Origin of the sequence: Halorientalis brevis (genome assembly GCF_042678165.1) — an archaeon.
Taxonomy (GTDB): Archaea; Halobacteriota; Halobacteria; order Halobacteriales; family Haloarculaceae; genus Halorientalis; species Halorientalis brevis.
On sequence record NZ_JBHUDJ010000001.1, the window covers coordinates 331681 to 349844 of the forward strand.

Consider the following 18164-nt stretch of genomic DNA (forward strand, 5'->3'; position numbering starts at 1 on the left):
GCTGACGAGCAGCCACGGACCGTCCGCTATCGAGTCACACGGTGAGTCAACGATTTCGATGAGGACGGTAGTTGCGTAACGAAATCGCAACAGGGAGACACGGTAATCGGCGACCTCAATCTACCGATCGCGTTTCGGCTGACGAGTGTTCTTCCGGGACACTGTCGGTTTGCTCTCGGTTGAGAATCCGTCTCGGCCCCGTCCAATCGAGGTCCCTGCGAAGGCAGACCTCGAGGATGCTCTTGAAGACGAGCAGGTCGTGGAAATGTTTGTAGCCGATAACGAACAGCGGTGAGAGCGCTGACAGCGACAGGTCGTCCCGCTCGACGCTGACTGCGAAGACGGAGATGGCCAGGACCACGCTGGTGTAGACCGCGAACATCGCCACTGTTCTGACCACGTCGCCGGCGAGGAGACGTTGAACGAGAACGCCGAGGATAATCCAACTCGCCAGCGGCAACACGAACATTTCGACGACCTGCATCGGGTACGAGATTCGGTGAAGGTAGCCGTATCGGTGGTCGAGTGCAACACGCCAGTGTTTCAAGAGCGTCATGACGTTTCCCCGGTACCAGCGCATCCGCTGGAGATACAGGTCGTACCAGGTATCCGGTGCTTCAGTATACACGGTCGCCTCGCTCGTTCGAACCGACCAGCCAGCGCGCAGCAATTTCACGGTGAGATCGAAGTCCTCAGTGAGCGTCTCGGGGTCGTAGCCAGCGACGTCTTCGATCGCCTCCCGGCGAAAGGCACCGAGACAACCGGGAACGATCGGGACAGTCCCGAACGAATCGAGAACGCGCCGGTAGACGTTCAGGCCGACGATGTACTCCAACCGCTGCAGAGCGAGGATCAGCGATCCGCCGTTTTCGATCTTGACCCTCCCGGCGACGGCACCGATCGACTGATCAGCCAGTAACGGCGAGACCGCAGCTTTGAGCGCCGAGTCGGCGATGACGCTGTCGGCATCGACACAGACGACGACGTCGCCCGATGCGAACAACAGTCCGTAGTTGAGTGCTGAATACTTCCCGCCGTTCTCCTTGTGAACGGTTTGGACTCGTTCGTCACTGATTGAAAGGGCCTCCGAGAGTGTGTCGTCGGTGCTCCCGTCGTCGACGACGACGACCTCGACTTTTTCGGCCGGATAAGAGGCGTTGAGGATTGCCGACACGGTTCGTCTGATGTACCCGACTTCGTTGTACGCCGGAACGATGACGCTAATCGTCGGCAGTTGCTCGTCGGCGTCGAACGCGGTGTGGCTGGTGGTGGTGTGGATCGTCGCCAGTGGGAACATGAACCAGAGTGACGTCAGGACGAGAAACAGCGCCAGGAAGTGAACGAGGCCGGCAGCAGTTGTCGGAAGCCACCCGAGCCAGGCAGTGGTGATGCCACACCCGACGAGCGCGACGACGAGATGCGGGAACGTGAACAGACCCTGTAGTCGTCGAGTGTAGCGGACGACCACATACGACCAGATCAGGTACCCGATTAACAGTCCAGTGAACACGGCGAGTGCGAAGACGACGCGACGGTCCGTCTCTGCCAGCAGGAGCCAGCCGAGTATGATTAACGGCACGCTCACCACCAGTGAGGCCCAGTCGATGCGGTCTCTCCAGGTCCGAAGTGAGGCGAGAGAGCTCTCCATCCGGATCACCCCGCAGCCCCGGACCTCACAGTACGGTCACAGTCTGCGGTGCACGGAACGATCCACCCATCGTCGACGCGACGGATCGTCCCACGCTGAATGCCGTCTGTATACTGATCGACCGTCATGAACGCGACGCCCTCTTTCGACTGCATGTAGTCGATAAACTGGCGCAGTCGCTCCCGCTTGGCCGGAGTGTCGAACGTCGGATAGTGGATCATCTGTACATAGACAGTCCCGTTGCGATACGCGCGGTCGAAGTCGTCAGTGAGTTCGGTGTCGTTCCGAAATCGATTGGTCGACCAGTCTGCGACGAACGACGCCGAGTTCGGGACGTGGGACACTCCGTGTGCCCGGAACGGCGACGTCTTCCCGTAGTACTCGCGGGTGAACCAGCTACCACCAGAGATCGTTTGATAGCCGACCTGAGCGACTTTCTTCGCCGTCGTATTATCGTAGGTGTTCATTGGCGGGACGAACGTCTCTGGTCGCTCGCCAACACACTGCTTGACGATTTTCGTCCCCTTTTGGATGCGCTCGAGTTGGTTTCGGGGCGAGAGCCCGCCGAACTCACTACCGCTGTAGAACGCTGTCAATTTCTCGTGCGTGTAGCCGTGAAGAGCGAACTCGAACAGTTCAGGGTGGCGTCGGTGTCGTCGTCGCAGATACGTGCAGGTATCGTCTGTTTCGTCGATAGGACGGTCACCGGTCATCGGAATGATACCCTGCGTCACGGGAACGGATTCCTCCACAAAGATCCGGTCCACTGCGCGCATCGTCTCCGTCCGATAGTACGGTTGTATGTCGTCGTTCCGGAAGATAACGATCGTCTGAACCCGGTGCGTCGGCGGACTGGCATCGGCGGGAGCGTTCACGTACGGTCCAGCCACGAGCGTCCCTGTTATCGAGATCGTGAGGATGACGACGAGCACGACACCAGTAAGGAGACGGCGCCGGAGACTGACGGACGCGTCAGGAGAGAGCGGAAGATATCCACCACGTCCGTGGTCGCGGGGTTCCCCGTCGGGTAGTGACGCGTCGCCAGTGGCCTCCGGAGAATACTCTCCGACGGCTTCGACCACGTCGTCATTCGTCTCGTTCGGGGATTGAGTCACGATCTCTGCAACTCCGAACCGCTCGTCACACTTCGAGCAGACGAAATATGTGGCGACCTCGACAAACGCGTCAGTGGCAGCAGTGTAGTCGTCGCTGCATTCAGGGCACGCAGCCGCGGCCTGAAAGGCCGATTCTGGTTTGATACACCCGCAGACGGAGTGTTCGACTGCCGTGATCCGAACGAGTTCCGCCCCGCAGTCTCGACACGAGCGGATGCCACCGGGTTCCGACATTGAGGGGTGTTTGTACTACATACATTGTCGTTGTAATTTACTCCATGTACAACCTACAATCACTCACAGCAGAAATCACGTTGGCGAGTGAAGTGTAGAAGCGGTTGTCTATACAGCAGACGACTCCGGACAGACAGTCTTTACCCCAGCGTCGACGTCCGATTCCAATCACCGAGACGGGCCCGGAAGTCACAAAGTAGTTGAAGGAAGTGTCACTCAGCATACACTTCCCAGTTCGGGAATTGTTAAAAAAATGGTAACAGTCCGGACACAACTCGTCACCTGTAATCCCGGTAAGCGTCAGACATTACCACATTCATCCATTCCAGAAGTGTGCAAGGGGAGGAAGTTAGCGGGATGAACCGGATGTCAGCTCACGCGTTGTTCATGCGAAGCGCGGTTTGGGCGCCACAGATACGGCACTCGCTCACACGGTACGGTTCACGCGAGTACTCTGCGTTCTCGGGATTCGAACTCTCCGTCATGATCTGAACGGAGACGTCGTGTGGTGTCTCACGTCCACAGTGTTCACAGTGTTCGGTCATCCCATCGAACGTGCCGTCGGTGGCTGACATCACACCGTGGCGTACCGACGATGGGAGCATAAAAACCCCATTTCGTTCGGCTCCGTTCATACCGTTTTTCGGCCGCCTTCTTGCGGTTTTGTCCCTGAGACGTTGAGAGTCGTCGAAACTGTTCAAGGACCGTTCTAAGGCCCCCATCTGACTCCCAGCGATGAAAACGGCCGAACGATTTATAAGTCGCATTCGCCCAGAACCGGTCGATTGTTTTCAGACTTTGATTCTGGTCGGGTTTCGGCGCCAATACTCGGGGTATCCGATTCTCAGGAGCAATACTATCTCCGAGACGGAGTGTCCGTGGCCGTTATGCGAGTCGGGGTCACAGGACCCCTATGGAGCAGGTGTTCGCCCCCTGGCGAATCGACTGGATCGAGCGGTCGGACGAGAACGCGGACGTCGAGGAGTGCGTCTTCTGCGAACTCCCCGACTGGGAGGACGATCGCGAAAACCGGCTCGTCGCCCGGAGCGAGCACGCGTTCGTCCTGCTGAACAACTACCCGTACAACCCGGGGCACGCGATGGTCATTCCCCACCAGCACACCGGCGACTACCGGGACCTGGACGAGGCGGTCCTGCTCGATCACGCCAGACTCAAACAGCGAACGATCGAGGCGATGGAGACGGCACTGCAACCGGACGCGTTCAACGCGGGCCTCAACCTCGGCGGCGGGCCGGCCGGCGGGTCCATCGACGATCACCTCCACACCCACGTCGTCCCTCGCTGGGACGGCGACACCAACTTCATGCCCGTCATCAGCGACACGAAGGTGATCGTCGAGGCCGTCGCAGACACCTGGGAACGACTGCACGGAGCCTTTGGCGAGCAGGACGGCGTCACAGTCCCCGGCGAGGACCAGGCAGTGATCGTCGAGTGAGATCACTGCGCACGCGCAGACAGCCACGGGCGACTTTTAGTGCCACGTTTCGAAAGGGTGGGTAATGGCACGGTCTTCGGCCCTTCGACGAGTCGCCGTCGTCGTCCTCGGTGTCAACCTCTTGTTGGCGCTGGCGAAAGGTGCGACGTGGTACGTCACCGGCAGTCTCGCCGTCGGGTCCGAAGCCGTCAACAGCCTCGCAGACTCCGTCTACAGCGTCGTCATCCTCGCGGGGATCTACCTGACGACGCAGCCGCCGGACTTCGAGCACCCTCACGGCCACGAGCGCATCGAACCGTTCGTCGGCCTGTTCATCGCGCTCGGGATCTTCGCCGCCGGCGCGGCCGTCATCTGGCAGTCGGGGACTGCACTCCTGACGGGGAACGTGACCGTCACCCGGAACCCGATCGCGATCGGCGTCCTAGCGGGGGCGGCAGCCGCAAAGTACGTACTCTACCGGTTCTGTCTCAAGATCGGCCGCGAGCACCACTCGCCGGCCGTCATCGCGACGGCGAAGGACAACCGACTCGACATCCTCACCGCCGGGGCCGCGCTCGTCGGCGTGGCCGGTGCTGCCGCCGGTTTCCCACTGCTCGACCCGCTGGCTGCGACCCTCGTCGGGATCGGCATCCTCGCGACCGGCGTCGACGTGGTCCGCGACAATCTCGATTACCTCGTCGGTGCCGCGCCGCCGGAAGACCTCCGCGCCGAAATCGTCCGTCGGGCGCTCGCTCACCCAGAAGTCGAAGGCGCCCACGACGTCATCGCCCACTACGTCGGTCCGGAGATCGACGTCTCGCTCCACATCGAAGTCGAGGGCGACCGGACGTTACTAGAAGCCCACGACATCGAGACGGCCATCATCGAGTCGATCCGGGCGCTCCCGGAAGTCGACGACGTGTTCGTCCACGTCGACCCCAAGGAACTCGGCGAGTGGAAAGAAGACGCCGAGATCGACCGTCTCGTCGGCCGGAAACCGGAAGCAGACGGCGACTCGTGAGCGCCCCAGTGCGTTCGAGTTGCGCCACCAACACTTACCAGAGTGCCCGACTAACACCAGACTATGTCCCCGTCGCTGATCGACACCCCTCCATACACGTACGTGTTCTACGCCGTGTTCCTTGGATGGGTCTTGCTGAACGCACGACTGCTGGGCCGGGAACGAACGGGTGCGGTCCGGCGCGAACGCCGCCACTCGAAACTCGTACTCGGCACTCTCACCAGTGCAGGCATCGTGGCAGCTGTCGCCTTTCACTACGTCGCACCGTGGGCAGCGATGAGAGCTCCGCGACCGGCCTTCTGGTTCGGCATCGTGTTTCTGATCGCCGGCGGCGTACTCAGGGAGTGCGCCGTTCAGAAACTCGGACGGTACTTCACGGTCGACCTCGGTGTCGAGGACGACCAGTCCGTGATCGAAGACGGCCCGTACCACTGGGTCCGCCACCCGAGCTACCTCGGGAGCACGCTGTCTTATCTCGGAATCGGCGTCGTCTTCGCGAACTGGCTGAGTCTCGCGGTCGTTGCCGTCTCCCTCGCGGTCGGGTACTGGTACCGTATCACCGTCGAGGAGGAGCTATTGCGCGCGGAACTGGGCGACGCGTACGAGGAGTACGCCGAGCGAACGCCCTACCGGCTGGTGCCGGGACTCTGGTGACGCCGTCGACTCCGGAATACGACCGAATCGCTAGCTCGGCACCCCGAACGCGTAGACGGTGTTGTGGCTCGTGATCTCGACGTCGACGACGTCGCCGAGTTCGAGTCCGCGCTCCTCGCCGTCGGCGATGACGACCTGCCGGTAGGCCTCGTCGTAGCCCACCAGCGACTCGTCGGTGCCGTCCTCGATCAACAGTACCGACTGCTCGGTACCGACCATCTCCTCGTACGCCTCGCCGACGAGGTCCATCTTCAGTTCGCTCAGCTCCTTCGAGCGGTCCTTCTTGACCTGGCCGCCGAGGCCCTTCATGTTCGCGGCGTCGGTGCCCGGCCGCTTCGAGAACCGCGTGACGTTGATCTTCTCGGGGCGGGTTTCACGCATCAGCGCTATGCTCTGTTCGTGATCGGCGGGTTCTTCGGTCGGGAAGCCCGCGATGAAGTCAGTCGAGAGCGTCCAGTAGTCCAGCGACTCGTCGAACGTCTCGACGACCTCAACGTACTCGTCGACGTGGTGCTGGCGGCGCATGTCGGCGAGCACGTCGTCGCTGCCGGACTGGACCGGCGCGTGCAGGAAGTTGTACAGCTTCTCGTTCTCGGCGAACACTCGGGCCAGTTCCTCGCGAACGCCGTGAACGCCCTTCGGGTTGGCCATCCCGACGCGAACGCGGAACTCGCCGTCGATGTCACAGATGCGGTCCAGCAGTTCCGGGAGGAGACTCGTTCCCTGGTTGGTGTCCCAGCCGTAGACGCCGGTGTCCTGGCCCGTGATTCGGATCTCCTTTGCGCCCGCGTGCACGAGCGAGCGCGCCTTCTCGACGTTCTCCTCGACGGACGGGCTCTCGATGCGGCCGGTCGCCTGCTTGGTGATGCAGTACGAACAGTCGCTCATGCAACCGCGAGCGATCGGGAGGATGCCGACGACCCCGGAGAGCACCGGTTCGGTGTCCGGCGTGACCGTCGGGCACTCGCCGTTGAGAACGTGCTGTGGAACGTCGTCCCAGTGGAGTACCTCCGCGTCGATCTCCTCCTCGCGGAACAGCTCGCCCTGCGCGAGCGCCATACAGCCCGTGACGACGAGATCGCCCGGCGTCTCGGCGTCCAGTTCTTTGGCCCGCCGGAGCATGTTCTGCTCCGTCTTCTCAAGGACGGTACAGGTGTTGAGGATCGCCACGTCGGCCTCGTCGGGGGCGTCCGCCGGGTGGTGGCCCCCCTCGCGGAGCGCCTGCTCGATCTGCTGGGTCTCCCCGCGGTTGGAGGTACACCCGTACGTCTCGATGTGATAGCGGGCCATGCGACTCGTCTGCTACTCGCGGCTGGGCGAGCAAAAGCGCGACGGATTGCACTCCCGAATCCGGGTCGAACTCGGCATCGTTTTCCCGCTGGTCCCGGTACGACCGCGCGTGACGCAGGACCGTCAGGCAGCCGATTCGGCGCCGACGATTTCACGGACCGGAATCGCGGTGTTCATCGCCGGCGTCGCGAGCATGGGGCTCGAAATCCTCGCCGGTCGGCTCCTGGCACCGACGTTCGGCAGCGGCATCTACGTCTGGGGCTCGATCATCGGCGTCTTCCTGGCCGCCCTCAGCCTGGGGTACTGGATCGGCGGCGTCCGCGCCGCCGTCGAGGCGTCCCGAAGTGCGATGGCGTCAGTTCTGCTCGGCGCAGCGATGGGCGTCGCGGTGGTGATCGTCCTCGGCGAGCCGTTTCTCGATGCGATGGCGGGGCTCCCCGTCCCCCAGCGGTACGCGCCGGTGATTCCGATCACCGCCCTCTTCGGTCCGCCGACGGTGTTGATCGGGTTCGTCAGCCCGTACGCGGCCGAACTCGACAGAGCCGAAAGCACCGGTACCGCCTCGGGACGCGTCTACGCCCTGGGAACCGTCGGCAGCATCGTCGGTGCGTTCGGAACGACGTTCGTGTTGATCCCCTCGGTCGACGTGACCACGATCGGACTCGCGTTCGGTCTCATGCTGGTCGGTGCGGCTGCGACGGTCACCCCGAGATCGGACACCAGAAACTGGGGCGGCGCGGTGCTGGTCCTCGCGCTTCTGGTCGGTGCGTTCACCCTCGCGACCGTCGGGACCACGGTCGGCGACTCGACGGTCTACCAGACCCAGACCGCCTATCAGGACCTTCGCGTCGCCGACGACAACGGGATTCGGACGCTGTATCTCGACGGCTCACCACACGGCGCCCTGGACAAGGACCGGCCCGACAGGTACGTCTTCGAGTATTCGCGCTATTTCCACCTGCCACTGCTTCTGCGAGACGACCCCGAGGTCGACCGCGTCCTGTTCATCGGTGGCGGCGGGTTCTCGGGGCCGAAACGGTTCGTCGAGGAGTACAACGCCACCGTCGACGTCGTCGAGATCGACCCGGAAGTCGTTCGAGTCGCGAAAGAGTACTTCGACGTCGAGGAGAGCGATCGCCTCCGGGTCCACACGATGGACGGCCGGGTGTATCTCGACCAGACCAACAGGACGTACGATCTGATCGTGGTCGACGCCTACCGATCCGATCGAGCGCCACACCACCTCACCACGGTCGAGTTCATGCGCCTGGCCAGGACACACCTGACAGACGACGGCGTCGTGCTCGCGAACGTCATCTCCGCGCGGTCGGGCGTGGGGTCCGCGTTCTACCGCGCCGAGTACCGCACCATGAACCAGGTGTTCCCGACGGTCTACAGTTTCCCGACCGCCGACCGGAATTCACGGCAGAACATCGAGTTGATCGCGACGCAGACCGCGACTCGGGTGACGCGTGCGGAACTCGAGCGGCGGCAACGCGAACGCGACGTCGGAATCGAGCTCGCCGAACCCGTCTCGCAGTATCGGTCGAACGTGCCGGTCGGAGACGCACCGATCCTCCGCGACGACTACGCACCCGTCGACCGGTTACTCCGCTCCCAGGCCGGGGAGCGATACGTGGTCGAGCGGGCGAACGACACTACGGACTGATCCGGTCAGTTCCACAGCGACTCACCCCTCTTGCTCGGCCGCCGCTCGCCACTCCTCGACGATGGTGACGCCGCTACTGGCACCGATGCGCTCGGCGCCGGCGTCGAGCATCGCCTCGGCGTCCGCCCACGAGCCGATGCCGCCGCTGGCTTTGACCGGGAGGTGCTCGCTCATGCGTTCGACGTCGGCCACCGTCGCACCGCCGTCGGCGAAGCCGGTCGCCGTCTTCACCATGTCGGCGTCCGCCTCGGCGGCGAGCGCACACGCGCGGTCGATCTCCTCGTCGGTCAACAACGGCGCCTCGACGATGACTTTCACCGGGATCGGCACGGCTGCGACGACCTCGGCGACGTCGTCGCGATACGCGTCCTCGTCGCCGGCTTTCAGTCGGCCGGCGTTGGCGACCAGATCGATCTCGTCGACGCCGGCGTCCCACGCCCGTTCGGCCTCGGTCGCTTTGACGCGGGACGTGTGCTGCCCCTGCGGGAACCCCACGACCGTCGCGATCGTCGTCTCGGGCGCGTAGCTCGCGGCCAGTTCCGCGTAACACGGTGGGAGACAGGCGTTCATCCCGTGTTGGATGGCCTCGTCGAGCACTCGTAACACGTCCTCGTCCGTCGTCGTCGGCCCGAGAACCGTGTGGTCGATCCGTCCCGGCACGTCCATGCGCGCCCATACAGTCGCCTGGTTAAAAAGGTGGCCGGGAGTACCGGAAGGCTTTCGGCGGCCGGCCCGCCCCCTCCGATATGCTCCCGCGTGGCCTCACACCGGTTCCGTTGCAGGTGCTCCCCGAGGGTCTCGTCGTTCCACCACTCCCGTATCTGGCTGGGATTGTGGTGGGGCTCGCCGTCGTCGGTGGCAGCCTCTTCCGCCAACGACCGGCCGTTACACGGAGAGTAGTCGTCGCCTTCGGGCCGTGGATGGTCACCGGGGCGGCGTTACACGTTCTCTACCAGCTCGAAAGCGCACCGGCCGTCGTGGCACCGCTCCTGAGTGCCCCGACGGTGTACGCCACGACCTTCCTCGTCGCTGGCGGGGTCTGGACGACGCTCGTCGCCATCGAAGGCCTCACTGTGCCCACGCTACTGGGTGGCGTCGGTTTCGTCACGGCCATCCTCGCCAGTGCAGTCGTGCTGGCGGCCGGGGCAGCCAGCGGCAGCCTCTCACTGCAGTTCCCGGTACTCGGTCTGCTCCTCTCGATCGTCTTCACGGCCGTCGTGTACGTACTCGTCCGGTCGGTTCGACCGTCGATCACGACGGCGACCGGCAGTCTCGGTGCGCTCGTCGTGTTCGGGCACGTTCTCGACGGCGTCTCGACGGCGATCGGTGTCGATCTGTTCGGAACGGCAGAGCGGAGCCCGATTCCCCGCGCGATCATGGACGTCGCCGGGTCACTTCCGACAGCATCGGTCGTCGGGACCGGCTGGTTGTTCGTCCTCGTGAAGGTCGGCGTCGCCGTGGCAGTGCTCGCCCTGTTCGCCGATTTCGTCGAAGAAGACCCCGTTCAGGGAAACGTCGGTCTCGGCGTCGTCGCCGCTGTCGGCCTCGGACCAGGAGCGCACAACCTCTTGCTGTTCGCTGCCGCACCGATATAGGTAGCCGTTCGATCACCCCGACCGTCGTGCGTGTCGCTTCCGCCCGTTCCGGTGGACCATGAGAATTCTGACCCACCACTCACCGTAGCGACTGCGTCAGCGACTCGAAGAGGGGATCGCTGCCCGGCGATCCATAGGGGAAGCTAACGTCGGCGTTACGAACGCCAGGTCTCAGACGGAGGCCAGTGGCTATCAGGCCGGCGAGTGAGAGAACGTGTTGGGGGGTACGAAATGGGGGCGGAAGTGACCGCCCCGTGGTGTTGGGTTGGGGGTACGAGAGTGAGGTTCGGTGTTTGTGGGGTGAGGGGGTGTGGACGCGGCAGACGAAGACGGACACCGAACGGAACCGTCCACGTCTCCGCGTCCCTATCCGTTCAATACGCTCGGTGAATCATAAAGGTTACTGCTCGTGAACCTTACTTCGTAAGGGCGAAATTTGGAGTTAGAGCCTCTGAGCAGTAATGGTTAGAATCCCAAGGTTAATGCGTATGCACGAAATATGGATGTATATGTCCTCAGACTCCGACTCAGACGAGTATCCTCGGGCACCCGCCCAGAAGGCTCGTGACGAGAACATTCTCGGAGTCTTCGAGGCGACCGACGACCCGGTACTGACGACGTCGGAGGTCGCCGAGGAGCTACCCATCGGCAAGCGTGCGACGCTCAACCGATTGGAAGACCTGGTCGATCGGGAGGAGATCGACTCGAAGGACGTTGGCGTCGGACGTGTGTGGTGGCGTGCAACACCTGCCGAACCCGAAGAACCCGAGAGTGAGGCCGCTGAAGTCGACGTGCCAGCCGACGAACCAGCCGAGGTTTCACCGCCCCCGGGTGCACCGGTGACAGAGCCGATGAGCCGGCCACCACAGGCTTCGGAGATCGAGGAGAGCCCGAAGTGGGCCTTCATCGGGAGCCTCGGCCGGCACTCGATTTTCGCGGGGATTTTCCTGCTGGGACTGTTGATTACCGAGACGTCGACGCCGACTCAGCAGTTACTGCCCGTCTCCGTGGGCCGGCTGTTCCTGACGGCGTTCGTGTTCTTCCTCATCGGCTTCCCGTCGTACGTCACGTACCGGACGAAGCAGTACGTCGAGTCGACGGACCTCTCGCTGTCGCAGTTCCTCGGTCCGATATCGAGTGGCGGTGAGGATTCTGGAACGTGATCGTCGCACACGCAACGCACGTGACACCCTTGCCGGCACCGCTCTGGGTAGCCGTCGCGATCCTCTCCGGCTTGGCCGCAGCGATCTTCATGAACGTCCCGATGCTGGGCCTCCCGGAGGGGTACACGCCGGCAGTCGTCACCACGTCGGTGATCCAACAGACCGTTCCCTCGCAGGTGTCCAGCCGTGCTGCCGTGGCCGTTCACCACGCGTTCGGCCCGCTCGCAGGCGCCGCGTACGCTGTCTGTGGGATCGCCCTGGACGGCGTCTTCCCCCCGGTCTCCCGCGTGGCGGGTCTCTCTCTCGGCGCACACGCCGTCGCCGTCGCGCTCGTCACCGCGTTCAGCTTCGGGGTGTTCGCGTACAACATTCTCCCACAATACGGGGGTGCTGCCCGCGACCGGGCCGGAGCCGTCCGGCGGCACTGGCTCGCGTCGACGGCGGTGTTCGGTGCGTCGCTGGGGATCGTCGTGCCGCTGGCGGCGACCGCAGTCCGATGAAGTCCCCCGTGGTTTTGTAGTGGCCCTCCCAAGGGAGTCGCATGTCCAAGCAACCACATCTCCTGGTGAGCGAAGGGGACCTGGCCGACGTCGCACTGATTCCCGGTGACCCCGGTCGCGTCGACCGGATCGCGTCGCTCTGTGACGACTCGACCGTCGTCGCCGAGAACCGCGAGTACAAGGTCGTCAACGCCACCTTCGAGGGACGAGACCTGACGATCTGTTCGACCGGCATCGGCTGTCCGTCGGCAGCGATCGCCGTCGAAGAACTCCACGCGGTCGGCGTCGAGACGGTCATCCGCGTCGGGACCACCGGGGCGCTCCAGGCCGGCATCGAGATCGGCGACATGGTCGTCGCGACCGGGGCAGCCAAAGACGAGGGGACCTCGAAGCGCTACGAGAGCGAGACGCTCCCCGCCGTCCCCGACTACGACGTGCTGTCCGCGCTGGTCGACGCTGCGGAGGCAAACGGCGAGGACGTCCACGTCGGCCCGATCGCCACTGACGACGCCTTCTACGCCGAAACCGAGGCGTACGTCGACGACTGGGAAGCCGCGGGGATGTTGGCCGTCGAGATGGAGGCCGCAGCCGTGTTCTCGCTGGCTCGGCGAAAGGGAATGCGAGCAGGCGCTATCTGTACGGTCGACGGCAACCTCGTCGAGGGCACGCAGAAGGGCGAAACCGACGACGAGGAGCTGCCGACCAAAGCGAAGAACAACGTCGAGCGCGCCATCCGAATCGCACTGGCTGCGACGACGACGCTCTGAATCCGGGCACTGTCTCGTCGGAATTATTTTATTTGATCACCGGAAACGGAGAAATACTTGCCGGGGTGGTAGGATTCGAGATCACGTTATGGTACTGCACGTCGACGACGACGAGGAACTGCGGAAGCTGGTGTCCGCGTGGATGGGAGCGCACACCGAGGACATCGAGATCATCGCGAAACGGGACGCCGACGCAGCGCTCGCGACGTTGCGGTCGACGTCCGTCGACTGCATCGTCAGTGACTACGAGATGCCGGGCGCCGACGGCCTGACGTTTCTGGAGCGGGTTCGAGAATCCCACCCGAACCTCCCGTTCATCCTCTTTACGGGGAAAGGGAGCGAAGAGATCGCCAGCGAAGCGATCTCCGCCGGCGTCACCGACTACCTCCAGAAACAGAGCGGCACCGAGCAGTACGAGGTGCTCGTCAACCGCATCCGGAACGCGGTGGAGCGGCGACGCACACAGGCGGCCCTCGAAGAGAGCGAACAGAAGTACTCGACGCTGGTCGAAGAGGCGAACGACGGCGTCCTCATCGTCCAGAACGGAACGTTCACGTTCGCAAACGAGACGGCGGCGACGATCCTGGGCACGACAGTCGACGAGGTTCAGGGGGCGTCCATGCCCTCCTTCGTCGTCCCGGAGGACCGGGAAATCCTTGCCGACCGGTACGTGCGACGCGAAGACGGCGGCGACGTTCCGAACCGCTACGAGTTCACTGCCCTCCGGCCAGACGGCGAGCGCGTGCCCATCGAACTGACGTCCTCGCGGATCACCTACGACGGCGAGCCAGCAGTGATGGCCATCTGTCGGGACGTCTCAGAGCGCACGAGCCGCGAGCGCGAACTCGAACAGTACCGGACGCTCGTCGAGACCGTCGGTGACCCGATGTACGTCCTCGACACGGAGGGCCGGATCACCATGGTCAACGAGGGGTTCACTGACCACGCGGGCGTTCCGCGGAGCCAACTCGAAGGTGCTCACGTCTCGGAGTACATGAGCGAGGAGGCAGTCAGGAAGGGGACGACGCTCATCCAGGAGCTCCTCGAAAGCGATGGCCGAGACCGCGGCCGCTTCGAGTTCGAGACCGACCTGCGCGAGGACCGCCGTATCTTCGAGGACAACGTCGCCATCCTGACCGACGAAGACGACGAATACGTCGGGTCCGTCGGGATCCTGCGGGACGTGACCGAGCGCAAAGAGCGCGAGCGGGACCTGGCCATGTACCAGACGATCGTAGAGACCATTCCCGACGTGGCGCTCGCCATCGACGCGGGTGGGACTATCATCGAGATCAACGAGACCGGCGCCGAGATGATCGGCCGACCGAAATCCGAGCTCCTCGGCACGTCGATCCCGGAACTGGTCACGGACGGCGTCGTCGCGGAGTCGGCCCTCGAGAAACACGTCGATGCTCTCCGTGACCTCCTCTCTGCCGACAGCGACGCTGACGAGGCCGTGTTCGAGTTCGTCGCCTATCAGGACGACGGCGAGGAGCGGATCTTCGAGAACCGACTCGCCCTCCTCCCCTACGAGGACGCGTACCGGGGCACGACGGGGATCGTTCGTGACATCACCGAGCGCAAAGAACGCGAACGACAGCTCCAACGACAGAACGAACGCCTCGACGCGTTCGCCGACGTGCTCTCCCACGACCTGCGAAATCCCCTCGGAGTCGCGATGGGACGCGCCGAGCTCCTCCGCAGGGAACTGGCCGACCGATCGGCCCCCGGCGAAGGAACGCTCACGACCCACCTCGACCACGTCGATCGCGCGCACGACCGCATCGACGACATCATCGACGACGTCCTCACGCTGGCCAGACAGGGAGAAACCGTCGCTGACAGCGACCGCGTCGCCCTGACGACGGTCGCCGAAGACGCCTGGCTCCACGTCGAGACGCGAGAGGCGACGCTCCGCGTTCCCGACGCGGGGGCGATCCGGGCCGACCCGAACCGACTCACGCGCCTGCTGGAGAACCTCTTTCGGAACGCGGTCGAACACGGCGACTCGAACGTCACCGTGACGGTCGGCGTCACCGACGACGGGTTCTACGTCGCCGACGACGGGCCGGGGATTCCCCCAGCGGAACGGGATCGGATCTTCGAGTCCGGGTACTCCCGTTCGCCAGACGGGACCGGCTACGGACTCGCGATCGTCGCCGAGATCGCTGGCGCCCACGGCTGGGACGTCACCGCCACCGAAAGCGCGTCGGGTGGCGCGCGATTCGAGTTCTCCTCGGTCGAGACGAGGTAGCGGCGGATCGTTTTTATACGCTGGTCAGCATAGGCCACCCCATGCGCGACCGGTTGCGTGAGCGCTACCACGCCGCACTGACGCGAATCAGGCGGTTCGAGCGCCGCGAGAGCTACGAGATCCGTCGCTGGCTCGAGAATACGCGCAACCTCGTTCACCTCTCGATCGTGATTTTCGTGCCGCTGCTCATCGCGCTCGTGACCTGGCTGTCCAACGCAGTCGGGATTTTGCCGTATCTCCTCTTTCCGCCGCTGGCGTCAGGGACGTACACGCTCTTTGCCGAGCCCGAAAGCGAGTACGCCTCCCCCAGCCGGTTCATCGGCGGCCTCACGATCGGTGCGTTGTGTGGCTGGTTCTCCTACGAACTCCTGACGGGAAGCACACAGTCCGGCGGCTTTACCGTCTCGCCGACCGCCGCAGCGGTCAGTATCTTCCTGACCGGGCTGGTGACGTGGCTCCTGAACGTCGAGGAAGCGTCCGCGTACTCCAGTGCGCTCCTGGTCCACATCATCGACGTGGGAAACGTCGCCGACATCTCGGTCGTGCTCGTGTCGGGCGTGACGGTCACCGTCACGCCGCAACTCACGTACGTCGCCAGCGTGTTCGTCTCCTCGACGCTCGTCGCAGGCGCGTTCGTCGTCTGGTACCGCCAGTTCTACGAACAGCGTGCCCAGTACCTCTACGAATCGACGAAGGGGGACGACCACGTGCTGGTCCCGATGCGAACCGAGTCCGCGGACCAGACGGCGATGCTCGGCGCCCGACTCGCCGCGGCCCACGACGCCGGGAAGGTCGTCTTGCTCGACATCGTGGACAGTGAAGCGGTCGCGGCCGCCCAGCGGGAACTCCTCAGCCGTGACGCCGCCCGGCTCTCCCCGAACGTCGGCGCAGACGGCGGCAGTCCAAACTCCGAGGAGACGGTCTCGGAGGGCGCGACCGACTCGGAGCCGCGATCACCTGGTCTCTCTCCCGCCGACCTCATGGACAAGATCGCCGCCGACAGAGCGGTCGCGGCGGCAGCGACGCGGCTCGAAGAGCGGGCGGCCGAGATCGAAACACAAGTCGGCGTCCCCTGCGAGGTCGTCGTCGCCGTCGACACCGGGAACACCGCCTCGCTCGTCCTCGAGACGGCGCGGCAGGCGAACTGCGACCTCATCGCCACGCCCTACGAGGAACAGTACGGGAGCCTCTCGCCGTTCGTCCGCTCGTTGTTTCGGGGGAACGTGGACGTGCTCGTTCACCGCTCACAGAGCGGGCGAACCCGGTGGCGGCGCGTGATGGTCCCCGTCCGCCGGGCAGGAGACGTCGCCCACGCGATGATCGACTTCGCGATCCGACTGACGGGACAGACCGGACAGGTCAGCGTCTGTAACTGCGTCGAGCAGGGACGGAAGATGCGGCGCGCCCAGGAGATGCTCTCGGACCTGGTCGACCCGTTCGACGGGCCACTGGAGACGCTCGTCTCCCCCGACCCCATCGCCGAGTTCCTCGATCATCACGCCGCCGAGTACGACCTCGTGTTCATGGGCGCGAGCATGGACCGCAGCGCCGCCTCGCGGCTCATCTCGCCGCCGACCTTCGAGCGAATCCAGGACCTCGACTGCGACGTGGCCATCGTCGACCGCAAGTTCCGCCAGTGATTCTCACTCTTCGAGGAGTCGGTCGGCGAGCGACTCGACGTCCGCGTCGCCGAGCGCCGACTCGACGAGCAGGTGGCCGCCGATCAGCGCCGGACTGATGACCGCGTCCGCCCCCGCACGGCGCAGTTTGTCGACGTTCTCGCGTTCGGTCGCGGCCGCGACGATGCGAATATCGGCATTGAGTGATTTGGCGGTGAGGATCGCCAGCGCGTCGTCGGCGTCGTTGTTCGTCGCCGCGACGACCGCGCGAGCGTCCGCGATGCCGACCTGGTGGAGCGGGTCCTCGTCGCTGGGGTCGGCCGTGAGTACGTCGACGTCGCGGTTGCGGAGGTCCGCGGCCGCGGCCGTGTCGGTGGTCACGACGACGAACGGCGTCGCGCCCTGGAGCTCCTCGATGATCGGTTCCGTCAGGTCGCCGTAGCCGAGGACGACGACGTGGTCCTCGAGCAGTTCGAGCTGTCTGTCAGTCATGGTTCCGAGTGCATGTGCGAGTCTGGCCTCGATGGCCGGACCGAGCAGCGAGCCGAGTGCCAGCGCGAAACTGACCGTCCCGAGCAGGACGACCGACATGGAGAACAGTCGCGCCCGCGCGGACAGCGAGGGGACGACGTCCCCGTAACCGACCGTGCTCGCCGTGACGATGGTGTAGTAGATCGCGTCGGTGAGCGTGTTGACGCCGTCGAACTCCGCGCGCAGCGCGTAGGCTCCGACCGTTCCGTAAACGAGGGTCCCCGCGAGGGCGGCACCCGCGGCCAGTTGCGCCGTCGAGAGGTCGAGGTGTCGGTCGAACCGCCGGTAGTTGATGAGGACGGCCGGCAGTGAGAGCAGCGACAGCACCACGAGCGGGTACGACGCGACGTTCGACTGCGCGAGCCCCTGGAGCGCCGTCATCGGCAACAGCAGGACGGTCGAATACCAGGCCACGCGCAGTCCCCTGCGGAGGCCGAGGGCGCTCCCCAGCATCAGAAAGCCGGTGAGTGCGCCGGTGAACCCGGCGGTCTGGGCGACGGCCGTCGGGACGTGGGGCGCCAGTGGCCCCTGGACGTCGGTGGCACCGATTTTCAGGATGCCAGTCCCGAACGAGAGCAGCGCGACGATCGTCGTCGTGACGACGGCCGCGCGGGTGCGGAGCAGCGTCCCCCGGGGTGCCATGTCCACCGTTCGGAGGGGCGGCCGGAT

General features: G+C 64.4%; 16 protein-coding genes. 10 read left to right on the forward strand and 6 right to left on the reverse strand.

The window, feature by feature from the left end; all coding sequences use genetic code 11:
- Positions 1–115 precede the first annotated feature (115 nt).
- From ACFR9U_RS01775 to ACFR9U_RS01785, 3 genes are all read right to left on the reverse strand, one after another.
- The gene (locus tag ACFR9U_RS01775; protein ID WP_247377294.1) at positions 116–1579 is read right to left on the reverse strand and encodes a glycosyltransferase family 2 protein; all 1464 of its coding nucleotides are present in this window, start codon (positions 1577–1579) and stop codon (positions 116–118) included.
- A gap of 74 nt (positions 1580–1653) precedes the next feature.
- Positions 1654–2763: a DUF2334 domain-containing protein gene (locus tag ACFR9U_RS01780; protein ID WP_247377292.1), complete on the reverse strand. Its 1110-nt coding sequence runs from the start codon at positions 2761–2763 to the stop codon at positions 1654–1656.
- A 608-nt stretch (positions 2764–3371) separates the two neighbouring features.
- Positions 3372–3572 carry a DUF7835 family putative zinc beta-ribbon protein gene (locus tag ACFR9U_RS01785; protein WP_247377290.1) on the reverse strand — a complete coding sequence of 67 codons (201 nt, stop codon included), beginning with the start codon at positions 3570–3572 and terminating at the stop codon, positions 3372–3374.
- Between the two features lie 338 nt (positions 3573–3910).
- On the opposite strand from ACFR9U_RS01785, the gene ACFR9U_RS01790 reads away from it, so the two are divergent.
- The 3 genes from ACFR9U_RS01790 (at position 3911) to ACFR9U_RS01800 (ending at position 6107) form a co-directional block, all read left to right on the forward strand.
- Positions 3911–4453, forward strand: a complete 543-nt coding sequence (locus tag ACFR9U_RS01790; protein WP_247377288.1) for an HIT family protein — start codon at positions 3911–3913, stop codon at positions 4451–4453.
- Between the two features lie 64 nt (positions 4454–4517).
- Positions 4518–5453, forward strand: coding sequence for a cation diffusion facilitator family transporter (locus ACFR9U_RS01795; protein ID WP_247377287.1), 936 nt, complete (start codon positions 4518–4520; stop codon positions 5451–5453).
- Positions 5454–5516: 63 nt separating this feature from the next.
- Positions 5517–6107, forward strand: a complete 591-nt coding sequence (locus ACFR9U_RS01800) for a methyltransferase family protein (RefSeq protein ID WP_247377285.1) — start codon at positions 5517–5519, stop codon at positions 6105–6107.
- A gap of 30 nt (positions 6108–6137) precedes the next feature.
- Here the strand turns inward: ACFR9U_RS01800 and ACFR9U_RS01805 are convergent, their stop codons facing one another.
- Entirely contained in the window at positions 6138–7397 is a 1260-nt protein-coding gene (locus ACFR9U_RS01805; RefSeq protein WP_247377283.1) for a tRNA (N(6)-L-threonylcarbamoyladenosine(37)-C(2))-methylthiotransferase, read from the reverse strand.
- On the opposite strand from ACFR9U_RS01805, the gene ACFR9U_RS01810 reads away from it, so the two are divergent.
- Positions 7396–9066 (forward strand): spermidine synthase, encoded by a 1671-nt coding sequence (locus ACFR9U_RS01810; RefSeq protein ID WP_247377281.1) that lies wholly within the window; start codon positions 7396–7398, stop codon positions 9064–9066. The genes ACFR9U_RS01805 and ACFR9U_RS01810 overlap by 2 nt on opposite strands.
- A 21-nt stretch (positions 9067–9087) precedes the next feature.
- Here the strand turns inward: ACFR9U_RS01810 and deoC are convergent, their stop codons facing one another.
- A complete protein-coding gene (gene deoC, locus ACFR9U_RS01815) occupies positions 9088–9732 on the reverse strand; it encodes a deoxyribose-phosphate aldolase (protein ID WP_247377280.1) in 645 nt (214 codons plus the stop codon).
- 80 nt (positions 9733–9812) lie between these two features.
- Here deoC and ACFR9U_RS01820 point away from each other — a divergent pair, with 80 nt between their 5' ends.
- The 6 genes from ACFR9U_RS01820 (at position 9813) to ACFR9U_RS01845 (ending at position 16985) form a co-directional block, all read left to right on the forward strand.
- The gene (locus tag ACFR9U_RS01820; RefSeq protein WP_247377278.1) at positions 9813–10661 is read left to right on the forward strand and encodes a DUF63 family protein; all 849 of its coding nucleotides are present in this window, start codon (positions 9813–9815) and stop codon (positions 10659–10661) included.
- A gap of 509 nt (positions 10662–11170) precedes the next feature.
- Positions 11171–11824, forward strand: coding sequence for a hypothetical protein (locus tag ACFR9U_RS01825; protein ID WP_247377276.1), 654 nt, complete (start codon positions 11171–11173; stop codon positions 11822–11824).
- Positions 11821–12324: a hypothetical protein gene (locus ACFR9U_RS01830; RefSeq protein WP_247377275.1), complete on the forward strand. Its 504-nt coding sequence runs from the start codon at positions 11821–11823 to the stop codon at positions 12322–12324. Before ACFR9U_RS01825 ends, ACFR9U_RS01830 begins: the two co-directional genes overlap by 4 nt.
- Before the next feature lie 41 nt (positions 12325–12365).
- A complete protein-coding gene (locus ACFR9U_RS01835; RefSeq protein ID WP_247377273.1) occupies positions 12366–13091 on the forward strand; it encodes a nucleoside phosphorylase in 726 nt (241 codons plus the stop codon).
- An 88-nt stretch (positions 13092–13179) separates the two neighbouring features.
- Positions 13180–15345, forward strand: a complete 2166-nt coding sequence (locus ACFR9U_RS01840; protein ID WP_247377271.1) for a hybrid sensor histidine kinase/response regulator — start codon at positions 13180–13182, stop codon at positions 15343–15345.
- Positions 15346–15386: 41 nt separating this feature from the next.
- A complete protein-coding gene (locus ACFR9U_RS01845; protein ID WP_247377269.1) occupies positions 15387–16985 on the forward strand; it encodes an HPP family protein in 1599 nt (532 codons plus the stop codon).
- Positions 16986–16988: 3 nt separating this feature from the next.
- On the opposite strand, the gene ACFR9U_RS01850 is transcribed toward ACFR9U_RS01845, so the two are convergent.
- Positions 16989–18137 (reverse strand): NAD-binding protein, encoded by a 1149-nt coding sequence (locus tag ACFR9U_RS01850; RefSeq protein ID WP_247377266.1) that lies wholly within the window; start codon positions 18135–18137, stop codon positions 16989–16991.
- Between the last annotated feature and the right edge of the window lie 27 nt (positions 18138–18164).

Coding starts and splice junctions, on each gene's coding strand:
- ACFR9U_RS01785 (WP_247377290.1), bottom strand. CDS start 3,572: ATGTCAGCCACCGACGGCACGTTCGATGGGATGACCGAACACTGTGAA.
- ACFR9U_RS01790 (WP_247377288.1), top strand. CDS start 3,911: ATGGAGCAGGTGTTCGCCCCCTGGCGAATCGACTGGATCGAGCGGTCG.
- ACFR9U_RS01795 (WP_247377287.1), top strand. CDS start 4,518: ATGGCACGGTCTTCGGCCCTTCGACGAGTCGCCGTCGTCGTCCTCGGT.
- ACFR9U_RS01800 (WP_247377285.1), top strand. CDS start 5,517: ATGTCCCCGTCGCTGATCGACACCCCTCCATACACGTACGTGTTCTAC.
- ACFR9U_RS01810 (WP_247377281.1), top strand. CDS start 7,396: ATGCGACTCGTCTGCTACTCGCGGCTGGGCGAGCAAAAGCGCGACGGA.
- ACFR9U_RS01805 (WP_247377283.1), bottom strand. CDS start 7,397: ATGGCCCGCTATCACATCGAGACGTACGGGTGTACCTCCAACCGCGGG.
- deoC (WP_247377280.1), bottom strand. CDS start 9,732: ATGGACGTGCCGGGACGGATCGACCACACGGTTCTCGGGCCGACGACG.
- ACFR9U_RS01820 (WP_247377278.1), top strand. CDS start 9,813: ATGCTCCCGCGTGGCCTCACACCGGTTCCGTTGCAGGTGCTCCCCGAG.
- ACFR9U_RS01825 (WP_247377276.1), top strand. CDS start 11,171: ATGTCCTCAGACTCCGACTCAGACGAGTATCCTCGGGCACCCGCCCAG.
- ACFR9U_RS01835 (WP_247377273.1), top strand. CDS start 12,366: ATGTCCAAGCAACCACATCTCCTGGTGAGCGAAGGGGACCTGGCCGAC.
- ACFR9U_RS01840 (WP_247377271.1), top strand. CDS start 13,180: ATGGTACTGCACGTCGACGACGACGAGGAACTGCGGAAGCTGGTGTCC.
- ACFR9U_RS01845 (WP_247377269.1), top strand. CDS start 15,387: ATGCGCGACCGGTTGCGTGAGCGCTACCACGCCGCACTGACGCGAATC.
- ACFR9U_RS01850 (WP_247377266.1), bottom strand. CDS start 18,137: ATGGCACCCCGGGGGACGCTGCTCCGCACCCGCGCGGCCGTCGTCACG.